The sequence below is a fragment of the Nocardiopsis tropica genome, assembly GCF_042660575.1.
Lineage (GTDB): Bacteria > Actinomycetota > Actinomycetes > Streptosporangiales > Streptosporangiaceae > Nocardiopsis > Nocardiopsis tropica.
On record NZ_JBHSUF010000019.1, the window covers coordinates 71,950 to 91,764 of the forward strand.

Consider the following 19,815-nt stretch of genomic DNA (forward strand, 5'->3'; position numbering starts at 1 on the left):
TCCCGGAGGCGGAGAATTATGCCCTCGCGTCCGGATGCCCTTCCGCACTAACCTGGTAAGCCCATGGAAACCACGGGAGCCCGGGACGGACGGGTGGGCCGGGGGCCGCCTGTGCGCCTTTGCCGCCCCCTGCCCCGGGGCCCGCCAGCGAAAGCACGAGGTCTCTACGTGCCCACCGGCAAGGTCAAGTGGTACGACGGCGACAAGGGTTTCGGATTCCTCACGCGCGACGACGGCGGCGAGGTCTTCGTGCACTCCTCGTCCCTGCCCCCGGACACCGTGTCGCTGCGGCCCGGGCAGCGGGTCGAGTTCGGCGTCGCGGACGGCCGCAAGGGCGCCCAGGCGCTCCAGGTCGTGCTCCTGGACGCCCAGCCCTCCGTCGCCAGGGCCCGCCGCAAGTCGCCCGACGAGATGGTGGCCCTCACCGAGGACCTCATCAAGCTCCTGGAGGGCCTCTCCACCGGCTACCGCAGGGGCCGCCACCCGGAGCGCAGGGATGCCGCGCGGATCTCCTCCGTGCTGCGCGCGGTGGCCGACGACCTGGAGGCCTGACCGCCGCGGGCCCTTCCGTCCGCCCACGGAAGGGCCCCTCCGACACCACAAGACTTGATCAAGAGGATGTATCGGGCGAACCTTGACCCGCGTTATGGTCAAATCGGTGCTCGCGATCAGTGAGAATGGGGAACGTGAGCCCTTCTCGACGTTCTCCTGTACCGGACAAGGCCTGTGTCGACGCGGTGGAGTTGGCCCGCTCGGTGGCCGCCGAGGCCGGGCGACCCGAATGGGTGGGTGACGCGCTCACCCCCCAGGTCGAGGACACGCGCCTGGTCACCCACTACTTCACCTGCCTCGACCCCGCCTACCCGGGGTGGAACTACGCGGTCACCGTCGTCCGCGCCTCGCGCGCCAAGGACGTCACGGTCAACGAGGTCGTTCTGCTCCCCGGCGAGGGCGCCCTCGTGGCGCCCGAATGGCTGCCCTGGAAGGAGCGGCTGCTCCCCGGCGACCTCGGCGTCGGCGACCTCCTGCCCACGGAGGAGGACGACGAGCGCCTCATCCCCGGCTACGCCCAGGTGCCCGACAGCGAGCTGGACGCCGAGGGCGTGGACCAGCAGATGGTCTGGGAGCTGGGACTGGGCCGTCGCCAGGTCCTCTCCGAGGTCGGACGCGAGCAGGCCGCCGAGCGCTGGTACAACGGCGAGGCCGGGCCGCGCAGCCCGATCGCCGCGGCCGCTCCGGACCGCTGCATCACCTGCGGCTTCATGACCCCCCTCGCCGGTGAGCTGCGCCAGATGTTCGGCGTGTGCACCAACGAGTACGCCCCCGACGACGGCCGGGTGGTCTCCATGGACCACGGCTGCGGGGCCCACTCCGAGGTGCGCCGTCCCGAGCCGCAGGCCGGCCCCAGCGGCCCGGTCGTCGACGAGATGGGCTACGACCACATCGTCTTCGACGACACCGCCGAACTGGAGCTCGTCTCCTCCGAGTCCTGACGGGCCGTGTCCTCCTCCGGAGAAAGCACGCCCCGCCGCGCTGTCGGACCCTGGCCCCCCGTCCCGGTGGGCTAGGGTCTTCCTACCGCACCCACCCTCGCCCCGGGTGCACCGTGCCGGGTCGTGCCCGCAGCGCAGGAGGAACCCACCATGGCCGAGCCGGTGACCGCTTCGGCGGTCGACCCCTACAACACCGCCGAACTGCGACGACGCGTCCTCGCGGCGTGGGCCGACGCCCCGGCCAGGTTCCGGGAGGACGCCAACGCGGAGGAGGACTTCGCCCTCGGCGGCTACCGTGACCGCGTCGTGGTCGAACTCGCCCAGAACGCCGCCGACGCGGCGCGCAGGGCGGGGGTCCCGGGAAGGCTGCGCCTGGCGCTGCACGGCCTCCGGCTGACCGCCGAGAACACGGGCTCGCCGCTGACCCCCGAGGGGGTCGAGTCGCTGGCGACCCTGCGCGCCTCCACCAAGCGCGGCGAACAGGGCGCGACCGGGCGCTTCGGCGTCGGCTTCTCCGCGGTGGCGGCGCTCAGCGACGACGTCACCGTCGACTCCGGCGGCGCGGCGGTCCGCTTCAGCGCCGAGGCCGCGCGCGAGGCCGTCGCGGAGCTGCTGGCCGGGGGCGGGGCCCACGCCGACCTGGCGGACGAGGTGGGGCGCCGCTCCGGGCACGTGCCCATGCTGCGGCTGCCCTTCCCCGCGCGGGCGGCGGCCCCGGGGGACTACGACACCGTCGTCACCCTCCTGCTCCGCGACGACCAGGTCCGCCTGCGCGTGCGCGAACTCCTCGGCCGCACCGGCGAGGCCCTGCTGCTCGCCCTGCCCGGTCTCGCGGAGGTCCGCGTGGACGTGGACGGCGAGGAGCACGTCCTCACCCGGCAGGAGGTCCCGGCGGACCCGTCGGCCCCGGACGTCCCCGGTACGACCGCGCCGCCCCTCCCCGGGGGCCCCGCCGACGCGACCTCGCTCGCATCACCAGCCGCTTCCGTCCCCGCAACCACATCTGCCACACCGGTGGCGGGGACCGGCGTCGCCGACCTCGTCACCGGCCGCCGGGACGCCGAGGGCACGCGCACCACCCTGTGGCGGGTCCTCGGCCGCTCGGGCGAGTTCGACGCCTCCCTGCTGGCCGACCGTCCCACGGAGGAGCGCGACCGCACCTCCTGGTCGCTGACCTGGGCCGTCCCCGTGGCCCCCGACGGCACCGTCGCCGCACTGCCCGCCGACGTCGAGAACGTCGTCCACGCGCCCACCCCCACCGACACGGAGCTCGCCCTCCCCGCCGTCCTCATCGGGAGCTTCCCGCTCGGCAGCGACCGGCGCGGCGTCCAACCCGGAGCGGCCACCGACCTGCTGCTCACGGAGGCGGCCCACGCCTACTGCGCGCTCCTGCGCCGGTTCGACGGCCGGGCCGCCCTCGACCTCGTACCCGGCACCCGCGTGGGGGGCGGCGCCGTCGACGCCCTCTTCCGCGCGCGCGTCGCCGAACCCCTCCGGGACACCGCGTTCCTGACCACCGCCTCCGGGGCGCCCGTCGCCCCGCGCGACGCGGCCCTGCTCGACACCGGCGGGTCGGGAGGCGCCGCTGACCTGGCGTCCGTCCTCGCCGAACTCGTCCCCCAGCTGCTCCCCGGGACGTGGAGTCCGCGCCACCCGGCGCTCGCCGCCCTGCGCGTCCACCGCCTGGGCCTGGCCGACGTGGCCGACCTGCTCGCGGACACCGACCGGCCGCCGCGCTGGTGGGCCTCGCTCTACGCCGCCCTGGACACCGCCGGGAGCGGCGGGGCCGACCTCGACGAGCTCGGCTCCCTCCCGGTGCCCCTGGCGGACGGCCGCCTCGTGCGCGGCCCCCGCTCCCTGCTCCTGCCCGGGGAGGACTGGGCCGGGTCCGACGGCGCCGGGGGCCACAGGATCTCGGCGGAGACCGTCGCCGCGCTCGGCGTGCGCGTGGTCCACCCCGAGGCCGTCGACCCGCTCCTGCGCCGCCTGGGCGCGGTGGAGGCCGGTGCGGCCACCGTCCTGTCCGACCCCCGGACCGAGGCGGCCGTCCGCGACTCCCTCGACGCCGACGACCCCGAGCCGATCGCCGAGGCCGTCCTCGACCTCGTCGCGGCCTCCGGCACGACCGTCGCCGACGCGCCCTGGCTGGCCGAACTCGCCCTGCGCGACGACGAGGACGGCTACTCGGTCGCCGCCGAGCTCCTCGTCCCCGGCGCTCCGCTCGCGGACCTGCTCGTCGACGACGCCCCCTTCGGCACCGTCCACGAGGACCTCGTCGAACGCCACGGGACCGACGCCCTGCGCGCGGTCGGCGCCCTCTGGGAACTCGGCGTGGTCCGGGTCGAGGAGGCCGCGCTGGGGGAGGACCTGGTCGCGGAGTTCGACGGCGCCGCCGGCGAGGACGGCCCGGACGGCCTGGAGGACTGGGCCGACGAGGTCCTCGAACGCGTCGGCGACCCCGAGCTGCCCCCGGTGGTGCCCGAGCTGGTGGTCGTCGCCGACCTCGACTGCGTCGCGGACGACAGCTGGCCGCAGGCCCTGGCGATGCTGTCCCGGGGCCCGCTGCGCGAGGCAGTGACCGAGCCCGCGCGGCTGCTGATGCCCGACGGCCGCGTGGTGGACGTGCCCTCGTACACGGCGTGGTGGCTCCGGTCCCGGGCGCTGCTGGGCGGCAGTGCGCCGGTCGAGCTGCGCACCGCCGACGCCGACCCGTCCCTGACCGGCCTGTACGACGAGGTCCCGGCCGACGTCGACCCCGAGTTCGCCCGCGCGCTGGGGGTGCGCGCCACCCTCGCCGACCTGATCAACGACCCGGAGGGGCCGGACGACCTGCTCGCCCGCCTGGCGGACCCCGACCGCCACGTGGACCGCGCCTCGCTCCGCCTGGTGTGGACCGCGCTCGCCCTCGTGGACGCGGAGCTGGTGACCCCGCCCTCCCGCGTGCGGGCGGTGCGCGGCGGCGCGATCGTGGTGGCCGACGCGGAGGAGGCCGTGGTGGTGGACTCCCCGGACCTGCTGCCGCTGCTGGAGGACCGCCCGCTGGTCCTGGCCCCGGACGACTCCGCCGAGGCCCTGGCCGACGTCCTCGACCTGGACCTGGCGAGCGAGACGGTCACCGGCAAGGTCGGGTCGGCCGGCGAGGTCCGCCCGGTCCCCGGCGAGGCCGACCTGTTCCTGGACCCCGCCGGGGAGCCGGACCGCACCTACATGCACCACCGGACGCTCACCGTGGACGGCGTCGAGCTGGAGTGGTACGTCGGCGACGGCACGGCGCACGCGTCCACCACCGACGGCCTGGCACGGGCCCTGTGCTGGCGCGCCGGGCAGTGGTCCCGCCGGCACCTGGTCGCGGCCGCCCTGCGCGACCCGTCCGCCGCCGCCCGGCTCCTCGCCGAGGCCGACCTGGAGTAGCGCGGCTCCGGGCGGGACGCGGCCCCCGGCGACCCCGGGGGCCGCGTCAGGCCAGGACCTCGGCGAGGCGCTCTCCCAGCCCCTCTTCCGGCTCGTCCCACTCCAGGACCTCGACCGCGTCGCCCACCGCCGCGCTCCCCGGCCGGGTGACGGCGAACAGGGAGCCGAAGGACACCCCGCCGCGGTCCGCGCGCCGGTAGCCCGCCAGGGTCCGCAGCGGCTCCGGGCCGCTCCTCTCGCCCCGCGCCTGGTCCACCGTCGTCCCCACGCAGCGGATGCACACCTTGGCGTAGCCCAGCTCGGCGTCCCCCAGGCGGACGGAGCGCACCCGGTCCTCGGTGTGCGGCTCCTCCCACCCCGACACGACGACGTTGGGCCGGAACCGGTCGATCGGCACGGGTTCGGCGCCGCGCTCCAGGATGCGCGCGCCGAGCAGGTCCAGGGAGGACGCGGACGCCATCAGGACCGCCGTGCTGTCCGCGAACCCGCTGGTGCCGGGGGTCCTCCCCCCGGTCAGGCGTGCGTGGTCGTCGGGCACCCGCACCAGGCGGCTCGGCGCGCCCAGCACCTCGGTCAGCCACCCGGAGACCTCGTCCCCCTGGTCCACGCCCACGAACGGCTTCCCGTGCAGGACGACGTCCAGCCGGGGTCCCCCGGGGTCGACCCCGACGTCGACGTGGCCGAACCCGTCCGTGTCCAGCCGCAGGCGGGCCCCGTCGCCGGTGATCCCGGCGCGCACGCGCGCCAGCCGCGGGTCGTTGCGCTGGCTGCGGAAACCGCCGCCGCCGTCGACCACCATGAACGTGCGGTCGTGGGCGATCCCGGCGGGGGTCACGAGGGCGGAGCGCAGGGAGGTCCCGGCGCACCCCTTGACGGGGTAGTGGACGAGTTCGGAGATCTGGGCCATGGGCAGACGCTACCGTCCGGCCCGCCCTCGGCTCCCGGGGGAGGCCCGGACCGGGTAGCCTCCTCTTCCCCCGCACCGCCCCCGACACCGACGGGACCCCCATGCGCGCCACCCCCTCGCTCCTCGCCCTGGGCGCCCTCCTGCTCGCCGCCGGCTGCGGCGGCGGGGAGGCGCAGGACCCGCCCGCCGCCACCGCGGAGGCCGAGCCGACGGAGTACGTCTTCGCCCCGGGGGAGCGGATCACCGTGGAGCTCACCATGTACGACGGCGAGGACGGCCGCCGGACGCCGTTCTTCTCCGGGTACCGGCCCTCGGTCGAGTTCGGGCACGGGGGGCCGGCCGTCGAGTGCGGCGCCCACCTGCCGGTCGAGCTGCGGGAGTTCCCGCCGGGGGAGACCCACACGATCGTGCTGGAGTGCGGCTCCGAGGTCGCGGTCCCGGTGGACGAACCCGGGTTCGCCCTGGTGGAGGACGGCGTCGAGCGGGGTAGGGGTGAGGTGGTCCCCACGGGGGAGGGGTGACGGGGCGTCCGCAGGGTACCGCCCTTGCCTTATATAAGGAGTTACTTATATGGTGGGGGCATGCACGCCTTCGACGTCCTCGGGGACCCCGTCCGGCGCCGCCTGCTGGAGCTGCTCAACGACGGCGAGCGCTCCTCGGGGGAGCTGACCGGGATCGTGCGGGACGAGTTCGGGATCTCCCAGCCCGCCGTCTCCCAGCACCTGCGCGTACTCAGGGAGAACGGGTTCGCCACCGTGCGCAAGGACGGCAGCCGCAGGCTGTACACCGTGGACACGGGCCCGCTGCGTGACGCCGACGCCTGGCTGAGGCGCTTCGCCGCCCGCTGGGAGCCGCACCTGGCGGCGCTCGACACCGAGCTCGCCAGGGGGAGGCGCGAACGCCGCTCCGGCGACCGCGCGGGCCCCGGACGGGAGCCATGACTTCCACACCCAGGAGGAGCACGATGGACATCGAGCACGAGATCGACGCGGTCGGCCGGTCGGTCGGCGTCCGGCGGACCGGCTCGGGCGCCGAGAGCACCGTCACGGTCAGCCGCGCCTACGACGTCCCGGTCGAGGACCTGTGGGACGCCTGCACCAGCCCGGAGCGCATCCCGCGCTGGTTCCTGCCGGTCGCCGGCGACCTCCGGGAGGGCGGCGCCTACCAGCTGGAGGGCAACGCCGGAGGGCGCGTCCTGTCCTGCGACCCGCCGCACTCCTTCCGGGTCACCTGGGAGTACGGCGGCGAGAGCAGCGAGGTGGAGGTCCGCCTGACCGCGGAGACCGCCACCCGCTCGCGGTTCGAGCTGTCCCACACCGCGCCGCTCGACGAGTTCTGGGAGCGGTACGGCCCCGGGGCCGGGGGGATCGGGTGGGACCTGGGGCTGTTCGGCCTGACCCTGCACCTGCTCCACGGGGCGAGCGTCCCGCCGGAGGCCGGGGAGTGGGCGGGCTCGGAGGACGCGCGGCGGTTCACGGAGCTGAGCGGACGCCGCTGGGCGACGGCGCACGCCGAGTCCGGGGAGGACCCGGACCGGGCCGAGGCCGCGGCGGACCGGACCGTCGACTTCTACACGGCGCCGCCGGAGGGTTCTGCCTGAGACGGACGGGCCGGGGCCGCCCGCGCCCGGGCGGACGGCGGTGGTCGTCTCCGGCCCCGCCGCCCGGGACCGGCGGGCGCCCCCGCGCGAGCGGACGGCGGCTCAGCGGGCGACCCGGAAGAACCCCTCGGAGATGAGGGTGCGCAGCGCGTCCGGCGTCCGCTCCCGCACGACCGCCTGGTCCTCGCCGATGAGCTGGGCGATGGCGTCCAGGAGCGGCCCCACGGGCATGGTGCCGTCGCACACCCCGGCCAGGGCGGCCTCGACGGTCCCCACGCGGGCGACCCTGCGCAGCCCGTTCTGCTGGCGCAGCACGATCTTCTCCGGGTCCGGGGCGCCCGGCCTGCCCACCCGCTCCTCCACGACCCCGGGGGCGAGCGCGACGTGCGCCGACAGCAGTGCGGCGTCGGTTAGCCGCAGCGCCGTCATCGCCCCGTCCACGACGTCGGGCAGGTACGGGCCGACCGGCTGCTCGATGTCGTGCCGCAGCTCCTCCACGCGCACTGTCGCGTCCTGGGCGACGTCGTTGCGCAGGCTGATCCACCCGAACCCGATGCCCTTGATGCCCTCGCGCTCGAAGTAGTCCAGCCAGGCGTCGTAGCGGCGCGTGTACTCGGGCGTGCCGTGCTCGCACGAGTCGCGCAGCCACAGCTCGACGTACTGGGCGGGGTCCTGCACGTCGCGCTGGACCACCCAGCCCGAGCAGCCGGTCCCGGTCACCCAGCCGCCGACGCGGTCCTCCCAGTCGTCGCCGTCGGAGTGCACCCAGTTCGCGAGGATCTGGCACCAGCCGCCCTCGGTGAGGTGCGCGGGGGCCTGCCGCACCAGCTCGGCGCAGACCGTGTCGCCGGGCAGGTCGGACTCCCGGTAGGTGTACCGGGAGGAGTCGGGGGTGATCACGAACGGGGGGTTGGACACGATGAGGTCGAACCGCTCGCCTTCGACCGGTTCGTAGAGGGAGCCCTGGGCCAGGCGGGCGCCCGCGACCCCGGACAGGGCCAGGCTGATCCCGGCCAGGCGCACCGCGCGCGGGTTGAGGTCGGTGGCGACCACCTCGCGGGCCCGCGACGCCAGGTGCAGCGCCTGCACCCCGCAGCCGGTGCCGACGTCCAGGGCGCGGTCGACCGGGCCGTCGACGATCAGCTGGGACAGGGTGGCGGACGCGTTGCCCGCGCCGACCACGTGGTCGTGGCGGGGGACGGCCCCGGTGCCCGGGCGCACCTTGGGGTCGGAGACCACGAAGCCGGGCCGGCCGTCCTCCAGGTCCCACGGTCCGAGGTGGACCAGGGCGCGGACGACGGTCCCGTGGGGCCCCTCCTCGACGGTGACGAGCCCCGCCTCGGCCAGTTCGTCCACGGGGAGGACGGCCCGCGCGGCCCGCGCGGGGATGGGCGATCGGAGCCACCACAGGCGCAGCAGCAGTCCGAGCCGTTCCTCCCCGCCGGTGGCGCGCAGGGCGGGCACCAGCTCTTCACGGGCCAGGGCTCGGGCGGCGGCGTCGCCGAGCCGGTCGCGGACGCCTGACACCGTGTAGTCGGCGTCGATGAGGATGCCGCGGAGTCGGTCGGCGAGGCCGCGCGGGAATTCAGTCTCAGACACCCGCCCATTATCAGGCAGAACGGCGGTGCCCCGCTGACAGGCGGTCCGGCCTGGTCAGGAGGGCTCGGAGAAGCGGGCGGCCCCGCGCTCGGCCGACTCGTCCCTCTTGCGGAGCAGGCGCGGGATGTAGAGGTAGCCGAACACCCCGAGGGCGGCGCCGGTCGCGCAGACGCCGATCCACCAGCGCTCGGCCTGGGGGAGGGAGTCGCCCATGGCGACGAGGACGACGAGGGCGACGGCCCACGCGAGGGTGCCGATGGCGGCGGGCACGCGGTAGTCGCTCTCGTGGACTTCGGGATCGGGCCGGCGAGGTGTGCGCACGGTTCCAGGCTATCCGCTCGCACGCGGCCGGCGTCGGCGTGTCGGCGCCGACCGCTCCGACCAGGGAAGCGTTCGTCACACTCCCTGCTCCGATCATCCGGTCATATGGCGATTTCTATGAAACTCCCGTGAAACGAGTGTCAGCTGTTGTATGAAGATGCAACTAATCTGGCGCAGAATCCTTGTTGTCCGGTAACACGACCAGGTCAGGCTGACGACGTGAACGCACCAACTCCATCCCCCACCGACGACAGAGCGGCCTCCGCACCCCGGGGCCGCGTGGACCGCTTCTTCCACATCTCCGAGCGCGGCTCCACGTTCGGCACCGAGATCCGCGGCGGTCTGGCGACCTTCTTCGCCATGGCCTACATCATCGTGCTGAACCCCCTGATCCTGAACGGCACCGCGGACGTCAACGGCGATGTCCTGGAGGTCCCCCAGCTCGTCGCCGTCACCGCCCTGGTCGCCGCGATCAGCAGCATCCTGATGGGCATCGTCAGCCGCTACCCGTTCGCGCTCGCCGCGGGCATGGGCCTGAACGCCGTCGTCGCGTACGGGGTCGCCCCGCTGATGGCGTGGTCGGACGTCTTCCTCCTGCTGATCGTCGAGGGCCTCATCCTCACGGTCCTGGTCATGACCGGCTTCCGCACCGCCGTCTTCGCCGCGATCCCCGGCGGGCTGAAGATCGCCATCGGCGTCGGCGTGGGCCTGTTCCTGACGATCATCGGCTTCGTCAACTCCGGCTTCATCCAGGGCGGCGGCGGCACGATCGTCAGCCTCGGCAGCGGCGGCCTGAACACCCTGCCCCTGCTGGTCTTCGTCATCGGCCTCCTGGTCACCATCGCGCTCTACGTCCGCAAGGTCCCCGGCGCGATGCTGCTGGGCATCATCGTCTCCACGGTCGCCGCGATCGTCGTCCAGGCGCTGTTCGGCGACCGGGGCGAGGGCCTGGCCTGGCAGCTGCCGGGCTCCACCCCGAGCCTGCCGACCTCGGTCGGCGACGTCGTCGCCCTCCCCGACTTCTCCCTCATCGGCCTGTTCGCCGAGGGCGGGTTCAACATCGCGGCCCGCTGGTCCGACGTGGGCGTCGCCACCGTCGTGATGCTGCTGTTCACCCTGATGCTGGCCGACTTCTTCGACACCATGGGCACCATGGTGGGCGTCGCCCACCAGGCGGAGCTGACCGACGAGGACGGCAACCTGCCCCGGACCCGCGAGGTCCTGGCCATGGACGCCTTCGGCACGATCTTCGGCGGCGCGGCCTCCGCGTCCATCGCGACGGTGTACGCCGAGTCCGCGGCGGGCGTCGCGGAGGGCGCGCGCACCGGCATCGCGCCCATCGTCACCGGTCTGATGATGGTCGTCGCGACCTTCTTCGCGCCGCTGGTCACCATCGTGCCGTTCGAGGCCGCCACGCCGGTGCTCGTCATCGTCGGCTTCATGATGCTGCTGCCGGTCGGCAAGATCGACTTCACGGACCCGGCCGTCGGCCTGGCGTCGTTCTTCGCGATCGTGATCATGCCGTTCACGTACTCGATCGCCAACGGCATCGGGATGGCGTTCATCGTCTACACGTTCGTGCGCCTGGTCGAGGGCAGGCCGCGCCACGTCCACCCCCTCATGTGGGTGGTCTCCGCGGTCTTCCTCCTCCACTTCGCCGAGGCCCCGATCTACGCGCTCATCGGCTGATCCCGCGCGCCGCCCTCGCGCGGGGGCGGGAATTCCTGCGACAGTGGACGGCGTTGACCCGAGTGATGAGTCAACGCCGTTTACTTATGTGTCCGCACCATGGGTCGGTGGCCGCATCGGTCCCTCCCCGGCGACCCGTCCGGGAGGGGAGGAACTGATGCGGCGTATCGCCATGTTCCGCTCACTGGCCGTCCGCAACTACCGGCTCTACGCCCTCGGCCAGCTACTCTCCAACCCCGGCACCTGGATGCAGCGCATCGCCCAGGACTGGCTGGTCCTCCAGCTCAGCGGCGGCAGCGGCATCGCGCTCGGCATGACTACCGCGCTCCAGTTCCTGCCCCTGCTCCTCTTCGGGCTGTGGGGCGGCGCGCTGGTGGACCGCCTGGACAAGCGCAGGCTCCTGATCTGCACCCAGAGCGTCATGGGAGCGCTCGCCGTCGCCCTGGGCGTCCTCGCGACCGCCGGCGCGGCCGAGGTCTGGCACGTGTACGTGTTCGCCTTCGCCCTCGGCCTGGTCACCGTGCTCGACAACCCCGGCCGCCAGGCCTTCGTCCCCGAGATGGTCGACCGCGAGCACCTGTCCAACGCGATCGCCCTCAACAGCGCCAGCTTCCAGCTCGGCAGGGTCACCGGCCCCGCCATCGCGGGGCTGCTCATCGCCGTGATCGGCAGCGGTCCCGTGTTCCTGATCAACGGCGCCTCGTTCGGGTTCACGATCATCGCCCTGGCGATGATCCGCACCGCCGAGCTCACCACCACCGAGCCGGTGCCCCGGGGCAAGGGCCAGATCCGCGAGGGCCTGCGCTACATCGGGGGCCGGCGCGACCTCGTGCTGCTGCTGGTCCTCGCCGCCGCCACCCAGTTCTTCGGGGCGAACGGGCAGAACCAGATCGCGCTGGTGGTCAACAACGTCTTCGAGGCCGGCGCCGCCGCGTTCGGGGTGGCCGCCGCCTTCCTGGCCGTGGGCGCCCTCATCGGGGCCCTCCTCGCGGCCCGGCGCGACCGGCCCCGGATACGCCTGGTGCTGATCGGGTCGATGGCCTTCGGCCTGCTCCAGGTGGCGGCGGGGCTGATGCCCGGCTACGTGTCGTTCGTCGTGGTGCTGGTGCCCATGGGCATGGCCTTCCTGACCTACGTGACGACGCTCAACGCCACCTTCCAGCTCAGCGTCGACCCCCAGATGCGCGGTCGCGTCATGAGCATGTTCCTGCTGGTGTTCATGGGCGTGACGCCCATCGGCGCCCCCGTGGTGGGGCTGCTGGCCGACGCGTTCGGCCCGCAGGCCAGCCTCGTCATCGGGGGCACGGTCACCGTGCTGGTGGTCGCGGCCCTGACGGGACCGCTGTTCAGGGTCCACGGAGTCAGGGTGCGCGACCTCCTGCCGGGGCGCCGGCGGACCGCCGCGGCCGCACCGGCCCCGGCGGAGGAGGCCGGAGCCGGACGGGCCCAGGACGTGCACGACGCGGACGGCGCGACCGCGGCCGGACCCGCCCGGGGGACCGACGGCCTCGGACGGCCCCCGGAGGACGCGGTCACCCGCACCTGAGACCCCGGCCGTGCCCCGCCGTCCTCGGGGCACGGCCGGAGACCGCGTCCCGCCGACCGCGCCGGACCGGTCAGGAGGTGACCACCCGCGTCACCACCGACACCGAGCTGATCAGCAGCAGCCACAGGACCGCGCGGCGGAACAGCTCGGCGTCCAGCCGGCGGAAGACCCGCTCGCCCACCGCCATGCCGACCAGCATCGCGGGGACCCCGACCAGCAGCAGCGAGCCGACCTCCGGCGTCAGCCTGCCGCTGATCCAGAACCCCGCCAGCGAGGCGGCGCTCGTCGCCGAGAACATCACCGACAGGGTCGCCCGCTGCACGCGGGGCTCCAGCCCGCTCCCCTGGAGCGCCGCCACCATCAGCGGGCCGTCGATGCCCGTCGAGGCGAACGACGCACCCGACAGGGCGCTCACCCCCGCCAGCGTCGGGGTCCCGCCGGGGATGGGGGTCCTCCGCCACACCAGGAACGTCCCCACCAGGACCATCACGGCGATCGCCACCATCAGGGCCCGCTCGGGCAGCACGGCGAGCAGCCACACGCCGAACGGCACCCCGGCCAGCCCGAACCCCAGGAACAGGGCCGCCAGGCGACGGTCCACGTGGTGGCGGTCCCGGGCGGTGATCCACACGCTCACCGGCGCCGACATCAGCCCGGCCACCACCACCGCCGTCACCGGGTCCGCGAGCAGGGCCAGCGGCGGCACCGCCACCAGGGAGAAGCCGAACCCGGTCGTGGTGCGCACCAGGGACCCCAGGGCGAGGACCACGAAGACACAGGAGATGACGAGCATGGGCGGGCGGCTCCGGGGGCGCTGCGGCGGGGACCCGCAGACCCTACTCCCCGGGATGCGGACGCGGACACGGGAGGGAAGGATGGGGGGATGAGACTGTTCGTTGCCCTGGCGCCTCCCCCGGACGTGGTGGAGACGGTGCGCGAGGCCGTCGACCGGGGGCGCAGGCACACCCCCGACCTGCGGTGGACGCCTCCCGGTGAATGGCACCTGACCCTGCTCTTCCTCGGCCGGGTCGACGACGACCTGCTGCCCGGCCTCACCGGGGCGCTCGGGAGGGTGGCCCGCAACAGGCGGCCCCTGGAGCTCGCGGCGCGCGGCTGGGGGACCTTCCCGCGCAGCAACGCCCGGACCTCCGTGCTGTGGGCCGGCGTCAACGGCGACACCCAGGCGCTCGGCATCCTCGTCGGCCGCCTGAGGGCCGCCGCCGACCGGATCGGGATCGAGGTCGACCACCGCCCGTACGTGCCGCACATCACGGTCGCCCGCAGCCGCCCCGCGCGGGACCTCTCCGGCACCGTCCACTCCCTCGGGACCCTGCGCAGCCGCAGGTGGGAGGCGCAGGAGATGCACCTGGTGGAGAGCCGGCCCGAGTCGGCGGACCGCTACCGGACCGTCCGGACCTGGGCGTTAGGCTGGGAGCCGGATCCCACCCGACCACCGGAGCGCAGCACGTCATGAGCATGCTCACCAACAACCGCAAGCAGCGGTGGCTGCTGCCCGTGGTCCTCGGCTCCATCATGCTGATCGTGGTCCTGGGCGCCCTCCTCGGCTGAGCCCCGCCCGGCCGGCGGCCTCCCCAGTGCGGAACGGGGCGTCCTGCCCCGCCCTGCCCACCCCACCCCACCCCCGATGATCTTGTACTTATAGACGGTTTCGGCGCCCAACCTCGCTATAAGTACAAGATCATCGGGGCGGCGGACCGGTCCGGCCGGGGTCAGGCGGCCGCGGCGGCCAGGCTCGCGGCGTGCGCCACCAGCGCCGCGTTGTCGTACGCCTCCGTGCCGTCCGGGAGGCGCATGGTGTCCTCCAGGCCGATCCGGAGGTCGTGGCCCGAGGCCACGGCGGCCTCCAGCATCGGCCACGCGGTCGCGTCCGTCCCGTGCAGCATCCGGGGGGCGCCCACCCGCGCCCGGTCCAGGAGGGAGAGGATCGCGTTCGCGTTGCGCTCGGCGTCCTCCACCGCGACCTGGGTGGGCTCGACCAGGACGGCGGACACCCGCATCTTCGTGGCGACCAGGATCCGGGCCGCCTCCACGGTCCACACGCCCGCCTCCACGTCCACCCTGCGGTCCTCCAGGAGGTGGGCCAGGTCCACCGAGCCGGCTTCGTGCAGGTTCAGCGTGACCGAGTCGGGTAACAGCGGGGACGCCCATCTCTGGACCAGGTCGTAGCGGCGCCACGGGTCCGACTCCGCCGACAGCGACGTGGTCAGGGACACCGGGACGTCCGGCCCCTCGGACCGCAGCGCCTCCATCAGCGACGCGACGACCTGCGGTTCCAGCGACTCGGCGCCCCCGGGGTCGCGCGGGTGGACGTGGACGGCGTCCGCGCCGGCGGCCACCACGGCGTGGGCGTCCGCCACCAGCTGGTCGACGGACACGGGCAGGGCGGGGTGCGCTCCGGGGCGGCGGTCCCCGTTCAGGCAGGCGACGATCCTCATGGGCTCTCCTCACGGCGCTCCGTAAGCCGAATGTGCCCGTTCGCACCCGGGCGCAAGCCACCCCCGCCGTCCCCTGGCAGGATGTCGTCCATGAGAAGACCGCTCGCGCTGGTCGCGACCGCACTGCTCGCGGCCCTTCCCGCCGCCCCGGCTTCGGCGTCCCCCGAGGACCCGGGCGCGCCGAGCGGCGGGGTCGACTACCCGAGGGGCGGGGAGGGGCCGGAGGGCTCGGAGGTGGCGTTCGAGTTCCAGGACGCGAGGATCTCCGAGTCCAGCGGCATCGCGCCCTCCGCGCTGCACGAGGGCGTGTGGTGGACGCACAACGACAGCGGCGAGCACCCGAGCGAGGTGTACGCGGTCGACGGGGACGGGCAGACGCTCGCCACGTTCTCCCTGGGCCTGGAGCGGCGCGACTGGGAGGCGGTCGCCGTCGCGGAGGGGCCCGACGGGGAGCCGGCGGTCTTCGTGGCCGACATCGGCGACAACTTCGGCGGCAGCTGGGCCGAGTACAGGGTGTACCGGTTCCCGGAGCCGGCGGTCCTCGCCGACGGGGCGGTCGAGCCGGTGACGCTCACCTTCACGTACGCGGACGGCGGCCGGGACGCGGAGTCGATGATGATCGACCCCCGCGACGGGCGCGTGTACGTGGTGTCCAAGGAGTTCTCCGGCGGCCTCTACGCGGCCCCCGAGGTCCTGGACCCCGAGGGCGCGAACGTCCTGGAGCGGATCGACTCCGCGCCGCTGTTCGCCACCGACGCCGCGTTCGGCCCGGACGGCACCCGTTACGTGATCCGCACCTACTGGGGGGCCACGGTCTACGACTCCACCGACGGGGTGCCCGGGCGGCCGATCGGCTCCTTCGACCTTCCCGAATCCGACCAGGGCGAGTCGGTGGCGTTCACCCCCGACGGGACCGCGCTCATGGCGGGCACCGAGGGGCCGCACGCCCCCGTGTGGCGGATCCCCCTGGAGGACCGGTACCTGACCGACGAACCGGTGGAGGTCGAGGCGGAGGCCGCGCCCTCCGACGGGGAGGACGGCGGTACCGCGGCGGAGGGCGGCGGCGGGGACGGGAGCGCGCTGCCGTTCATCCTGGGCGGGGCCGGCGTCGCGGCCGTGCTCATCGCCGGGATCGTCCTGCTCGCCCGTCGGGGCTGACACCGGGCCCGGGGACACAGCGGGCCGACGCCCGGTCCCGGGACACGCGGCGGGGACGTCGCACCGCGCGGACACCGGTCCCGAGGATCCCGCCCGTGGCGCTCCCCACCGCCGGTTCCCGTCGCGGACGCGGGACCGCGGTGGCCGCGCGGTCACCGCGGGTCCTCCGCCCCCTCCCTGCGGGCGCGCAGCGCCCGGACCTTCTGGCGGTTGCCGCAGCGCTCCATCGAGCACCAGCGCCGCCGGCCCGGGCGCGAGGTGTCCACGAAGACCAGCCGGCAGTCGTGGGAGCCGCACTCGCGGATCCGGTCGGCGTGGTCGCCGGTGAACAGGTCGACCGCGTCGCGGGCGATGGTGGACAGGACGGCGGTCGCACCGGCCGGCTGGACCCAGGACCGGCCCGCGCCGGCGTCCATGGCCGGGACCAGGGGAGGGTGGGACGCGGCTAGGTTGACCTCGGCGACGTCCTCCGGCGGGAGGGGGCGGCCGCCCGTGCGCGCGTCGGCCAGGCGCCAGAGCGAGTCGCGCAGGCGCCGTGCGGCACGGAGTTCCGCCTCGGTGACCCCGACCAGATCCGGGTCCAGGCGGAGCCGGGACAGGGCGAGCCAGTCGGCGAGGTCCCGGGGCCCGTGGAGGATCTCGTAGTGCGCGTACGCGCCGGGGGCGCCGGTGACGAGCAGTTCCAGGCACAGGGCGCCGGGGTCGAAGACGAAGGGGGAGCCGTGCAGGGGGCGCATCGGCAGGCCTGTTGTGTCCCGGGTCATGTAACCACTATAACTGGAATCAACGGTCGGGGCCATGTCCGGAAGGTCCCGCCACAGAGCCGAGGAGAACCCCGATGGCAGTCGAATGGCAGCTCGTGGTGGACTGCGCGGACCCCGTCGCCCTCTCGCTGTTCTGGGCGCAGGCGATGGAGTACGAGCCCGAGGACAACACCGTGCTCATCGACCGCCTGCTGGCGGAGGGGCTCGTGAAGGAGGGGGACCTCCGGGAGGTGGACGGGCGCAAGGTCTTCGCCACGGTCGTCGCCATCCGCCACCCCGACGACCCGGTGGACGGCAGCACCGGCATCGGGCTGGGGCGGCGCGTGCTCTTCCAGGTCGTGCCGGAGTCCAAGACCGTGAAGAACCGCCTGCACGTCGACCTGAAGGTGGGGGCCGCGCGCCGGGCCGACACCGTCAGGCGGCTGGAGGGCCTGGGGGCGACCTTCGTGCGGGCCGTGGACGAGCCCGGGGCCTCGCACGTCACCATGCGGGACCCCGAGGGGAACGAGTTCGACGTGCAGTGACGCCCGCCCGGGGCCGGGCGGCGGCGCGCCTCCCGCGACACGGGGCCGGCGCCGGAGCGGCCCGGCGGCCGCGGCCGTCAGTCCTCGACGGGCTGGGGGTCGAGGAAGTGCTCGCGCGCCAGGAACGCGTGCCGGGAGAAGTCGGTGAACACGCCGTCCACGCCGAGCTCGAAGAACGCCTCGTACTCGGCGGCGAAGCCCCCGTAGTCGCTCGGCCCGCGGTCCGAGCGCAGGTCGGGGGGCAGGAAGTGGTTCTCGCTGCGGAACGTGTACGGGTGCACGAGCAGGCCGGCCGCGTGCGCGTTCTCGACGAGGTCGGTGGGCTCCCCGAGGTTGCCGTCCTCGTCGGTGGGGATGACCAGGCCCTTCGCGGGGCCGATGGCCCGGGCGAAGGCCGCGACCTCGGCCAGGCCCTCCGGGGTCGTGTAGTGCAGCCAGCGGTCCTCGGTGCCGAGCAGGAACACCAGCGGGAGCTCCGTCCCGGCGAGCTTGCGCAGGCTCTCGGCCTCGAAGGACTGGAGGAACACCGGCAGGGCCGGCTCGGGGCCGGTCAGCCCCGCCTCGCGCAGGGCCCCGATCAGGGCCGGCTCCAGCTCCAGGCCCTGGGCGGCGTGGTACGCGGGGTGCTTGGTCTCGGGGTAGATCCCGATCGGCCGCCCCAGCTCCTCGGTGAGCGAGAAGGCCAGCCCGATCACCTCGTCCAGGGTCGGGATCCCGTAGTCCCCGTCCATCAGGGCGTTCATGGCGCGCACGTCCCGCATGCGCTCCACGGCGCGCAGGGTCCGGATCTCCTCCAGGGTGAAGTCCTGGGCGAAGAACCCGGTGGTCTCGCGCCCGTCCACGGTCCGGGTGGTGCGCCGGTCGGCGAACTCCGGGCGCTCGCCCACGTCCGTGGTGCCGCCGATCTCCTGCTCGTGGCGGCAGATCAGCTTCCCGTCCCGGGTCGCGACCAGGTCGATCTCGATGAAGTCGCCGCCGTACCGGGCGCCCAGCTCGTAGGAGGCCAGCGTGTGCTCGGGACGGTGCCCCGACGCACCCCGGTGGGAGATGATCTTGATGGGGATTTCCTGCTTGTTCTTGTTCCTGCGCACAGCCGAACCGTCCTGAGAAGCCGAGATGCCGGGAAAGAGGGTGGCCGACCCGTGGGAACACGGGTCGGCCACCATTGTGCAACGTGGGGCGAACGGGTCAGGACAGCTCGGTGAGCACGTGGTCCACGCACGCGGTGAGCGCCTGGACGTCGCTCGGCTCGACGGCCGGGAACATGGCCACGCGCAGCTGGTTGCGGCCGAGCTTGCGGTACGGCTCGGTGTCGACGACGCCGTTGGCGCGCAGGACCCTCGCGACGGCGGCGGCGTCGACGTCGTCGCTGAAGTCGATGGTGCCGACCACCTGGGAGCGCTTGGCCGGGTCGGTCACGAACGGGGTCGCGACCGGGGACTTCTCGGCCCAGTCGTAGAGGATGGAGGAGGACTCGGCGGTGCGCGCCACCGTCCACTCCAGCCCGCCCCGCGTGTTCATCCACTCCAGCTGCTCGGCGAGCAGCAGCAGCGTGGCCACGGCCGGGGTGTTGTACGTCTGGTCCTTGCGGGAGTTGTCCACCGCGGTGGTCAGCGAGAAGAACTCGGGGATGTACCGGCCGCTCGCGGCGATCTCGTCCACCCGGGCCAGGGCGCGGGGCGACATGACCGCCAGCCACAGCCCGCCGTCGGCGGCGAAGCTCTTCTGCGGGGCGAAGTAGTAGACGTCCGTCTCGGTGATGTCGACGGGCAGGCCGCCCGCCCCGCTGGTGGCGTCCACCAGGACGAGCGCGTCGTCGTCGGCGCCCGCGACCCGCTTGATGGGGGCGGCCACGCCGGTGGACGTCTCGTTGTGGGTGAGGGCGTACACGTCCACACCGGCCTCGGCGACGGGCTCGCCGTGGCTGCCGGGGTCGGTGCTGATGACGGTGGGCTCCTCCAGCCACGGGGCGCCCTTGGCGACCTTCGCGAACTTGCCGGAGAACTCGCCGAAGGACAGGTGCTGGGACCTGGAGCGCAGCAGGCCGTGCGCGGCGATGTCCCAGAAGGCGGTGGTCCCGCCGTTGCCGAGGACGACCTCGTACCCGTCGGGCAGGGAGAAGAGGTCGCTCACGCCGGCGCGCACCCGGGAGACCAGGGACTTGACCGGCTTCTGCCGGTGGGAGGTCCCCATGTAGCGGGAGCCGGAGGAGGCCAGGGCCTCCAGCTGCGCGGGGCGCACTTTGGACGGGCCGCTGCCGAAACGGCCGTCGGCGGGCAGCAGGTTCGCGGGGATCTGAATCTCGTCGGTCACGGTCCCCAGGGTAGTGGTGGGAGTGGTGACGCAG

Annotated in this window: 19 protein-coding genes; 11 read left to right on the top strand and 8 right to left on the bottom strand. The window is 74.1% G+C overall.

Annotated elements, in window-relative coordinates:
* Positions 1-168 precede the first annotated feature (168 nt).
* The 3 genes from ACFQBR_RS26085 to ACFQBR_RS26095 all read left to right on the top strand — a co-directional run bounded on the left by ACFQBR_RS26085 (position 169) and on the right by ACFQBR_RS26095 (position 4,904).
* A complete protein-coding gene (locus ACFQBR_RS26085) occupies positions 169-552 on the top strand; it encodes a cold-shock protein (protein WP_344179937.1) in 384 nt (127 codons plus the stop codon).
* 185 nt (positions 553-737) lie between these two features.
* On the top strand, positions 738-1,493 hold the full coding sequence (locus ACFQBR_RS26090; RefSeq protein ID WP_267950231.1) for a DUF3027 domain-containing protein: 756 nt from the start codon (positions 738-740) through the stop codon (positions 1,491-1,493).
* A gap of 150 nt (positions 1,494-1,643) precedes the next feature.
* Entirely contained in the window at positions 1,644-4,904 is a 3,261-nt protein-coding gene (locus ACFQBR_RS26095; protein ID WP_344179989.1) for a sacsin N-terminal ATP-binding-like domain-containing protein, read from the top strand.
* 46 nt (positions 4,905-4,950) lie between these two features.
* Here the strand turns inward: ACFQBR_RS26095 and ACFQBR_RS26100 are convergent, their stop codons facing one another.
* Complete coding sequence (locus ACFQBR_RS26100) at positions 4,951-5,811, bottom strand: MOSC domain-containing protein (protein ID WP_267947946.1); 861 nt, start codon at positions 5,809-5,811, stop codon at positions 4,951-4,953.
* Between the two features lie 101 nt (positions 5,812-5,912).
* On the opposite strand from ACFQBR_RS26100, the gene ACFQBR_RS26105 reads away from it, so the two are divergent.
* The 3 genes from ACFQBR_RS26105 to ACFQBR_RS26115 are packed head-to-tail and all read left to right on the top strand — an operon-like array spanning position 5,913 to position 7,411.
* Entirely contained in the window at positions 5,913-6,332 is a 420-nt protein-coding gene (locus tag ACFQBR_RS26105) for a hypothetical protein (protein ID WP_344179934.1), read from the top strand.
* A 60-nt stretch (positions 6,333-6,392) separates the two neighbouring features.
* Positions 6,393-6,752, top strand: coding sequence for an ArsR/SmtB family transcription factor (locus tag ACFQBR_RS26110; protein WP_344179931.1), 360 nt, complete (start codon positions 6,393-6,395; stop codon positions 6,750-6,752).
* A gap of 23 nt (positions 6,753-6,775) precedes the next feature.
* The gene (locus ACFQBR_RS26115) at positions 6,776-7,411 is read left to right on the top strand and encodes an SRPBCC family protein (protein WP_344179929.1); all 636 of its coding nucleotides are present in this window, start codon (positions 6,776-6,778) and stop codon (positions 7,409-7,411) included.
* Between the two features lie 102 nt (positions 7,412-7,513).
* Here ACFQBR_RS26115 and ACFQBR_RS26120 read toward each other — a convergent pair whose 3' ends face one another.
* Together ACFQBR_RS26120 and ACFQBR_RS26125 are read right to left on the bottom strand one after the other, a co-directional pair.
* Positions 7,514-9,010: a DUF7059 domain-containing protein gene (locus ACFQBR_RS26120; protein WP_344179927.1), complete on the bottom strand. Its 1,497-nt coding sequence runs from the start codon at positions 9,008-9,010 to the stop codon at positions 7,514-7,516.
* Positions 9,011-9,064: 54 nt separating this feature from the next.
* Positions 9,065-9,331, bottom strand: coding sequence for a DUF2530 domain-containing protein (locus ACFQBR_RS26125; protein WP_267947950.1), 267 nt, complete (start codon positions 9,329-9,331; stop codon positions 9,065-9,067).
* Positions 9,332-9,550: 219 nt separating this feature from the next.
* Here ACFQBR_RS26125 and ACFQBR_RS26130 point away from each other — a divergent pair, with 219 nt between their 5' ends.
* On the top strand, positions 9,551-11,020 hold the full coding sequence (locus ACFQBR_RS26130; protein ID WP_267947951.1) for an NCS2 family permease: 1,470 nt from the start codon (positions 9,551-9,553) through the stop codon (positions 11,018-11,020).
* A gap of 157 nt (positions 11,021-11,177) precedes the next feature.
* Positions 11,178-12,566, top strand: a complete 1,389-nt coding sequence (locus tag ACFQBR_RS26135) for an MFS transporter (RefSeq protein ID WP_344179924.1) — start codon at positions 11,178-11,180, stop codon at positions 12,564-12,566.
* A gap of 70 nt (positions 12,567-12,636) precedes the next feature.
* On the opposite strand, the gene ACFQBR_RS26140 is transcribed toward ACFQBR_RS26135, so the two are convergent.
* On the bottom strand, positions 12,637-13,359 hold the full coding sequence (locus ACFQBR_RS26140) for a sulfite exporter TauE/SafE family protein (RefSeq protein ID WP_267947953.1): 723 nt from the start codon (positions 13,357-13,359) through the stop codon (positions 12,637-12,639).
* A 90-nt stretch (positions 13,360-13,449) separates the two neighbouring features.
* On the opposite strand from ACFQBR_RS26140, the gene thpR reads away from it, so the two are divergent.
* Positions 13,450-14,040 carry an RNA 2',3'-cyclic phosphodiesterase gene (gene thpR / locus ACFQBR_RS26145; RefSeq protein WP_267947954.1) on the top strand — a complete coding sequence of 197 codons (591 nt, stop codon included), beginning with the start codon at positions 13,450-13,452 and terminating at the stop codon, positions 14,038-14,040.
* Positions 14,041-14,296: 256 nt separating this feature from the next.
* Here thpR and ACFQBR_RS26150 read toward each other — a convergent pair whose 3' ends face one another.
* Positions 14,297-15,022 (bottom strand): 3-keto-5-aminohexanoate cleavage protein, encoded by a 726-nt coding sequence (locus tag ACFQBR_RS26150; RefSeq protein ID WP_267947955.1) that lies wholly within the window; start codon positions 15,020-15,022, stop codon positions 14,297-14,299.
* Positions 15,023-15,112: 90 nt separating this feature from the next.
* Between ACFQBR_RS26150 and ACFQBR_RS26155 the strand changes: the two genes are divergently transcribed.
* Complete coding sequence (locus ACFQBR_RS26155) at positions 15,113-16,180, top strand: hypothetical protein (RefSeq protein ID WP_267947956.1); 1,068 nt, start codon at positions 15,113-15,115, stop codon at positions 16,178-16,180.
* Between the two features lie 152 nt (positions 16,181-16,332).
* Here ACFQBR_RS26155 and ACFQBR_RS26160 read toward each other — a convergent pair whose 3' ends face one another.
* Positions 16,333-16,944 (bottom strand): CGNR zinc finger domain-containing protein, encoded by a 612-nt coding sequence (locus ACFQBR_RS26160; protein WP_344179919.1) that lies wholly within the window; start codon positions 16,942-16,944, stop codon positions 16,333-16,335.
* Positions 16,945-17,018: 74 nt separating this feature from the next.
* Between ACFQBR_RS26160 and ACFQBR_RS26165 the strand changes: the two genes are divergently transcribed.
* Positions 17,019-17,468, top strand: coding sequence for a VOC family protein (locus tag ACFQBR_RS26165; RefSeq protein ID WP_267947958.1), 450 nt, complete (start codon positions 17,019-17,021; stop codon positions 17,466-17,468).
* 77 nt (positions 17,469-17,545) lie between these two features.
* Here the strand turns inward: ACFQBR_RS26165 and ACFQBR_RS26170 are convergent, their stop codons facing one another.
* Together ACFQBR_RS26170 and serC are read right to left on the bottom strand one after the other, a co-directional pair.
* Positions 17,546-18,559 (bottom strand): glycerophosphodiester phosphodiesterase family protein, encoded by a 1,014-nt coding sequence (locus tag ACFQBR_RS26170; RefSeq protein ID WP_267947959.1) that lies wholly within the window; start codon positions 18,557-18,559, stop codon positions 17,546-17,548.
* Positions 18,560-18,656: 97 nt separating this feature from the next.
* Positions 18,657-19,781: a phosphoserine transaminase gene (serC, locus tag ACFQBR_RS26175; RefSeq protein WP_344179915.1), complete on the bottom strand. Its 1,125-nt coding sequence runs from the start codon at positions 19,779-19,781 to the stop codon at positions 18,657-18,659.
* Positions 19,782-19,815 lie beyond the last annotated feature (34 nt).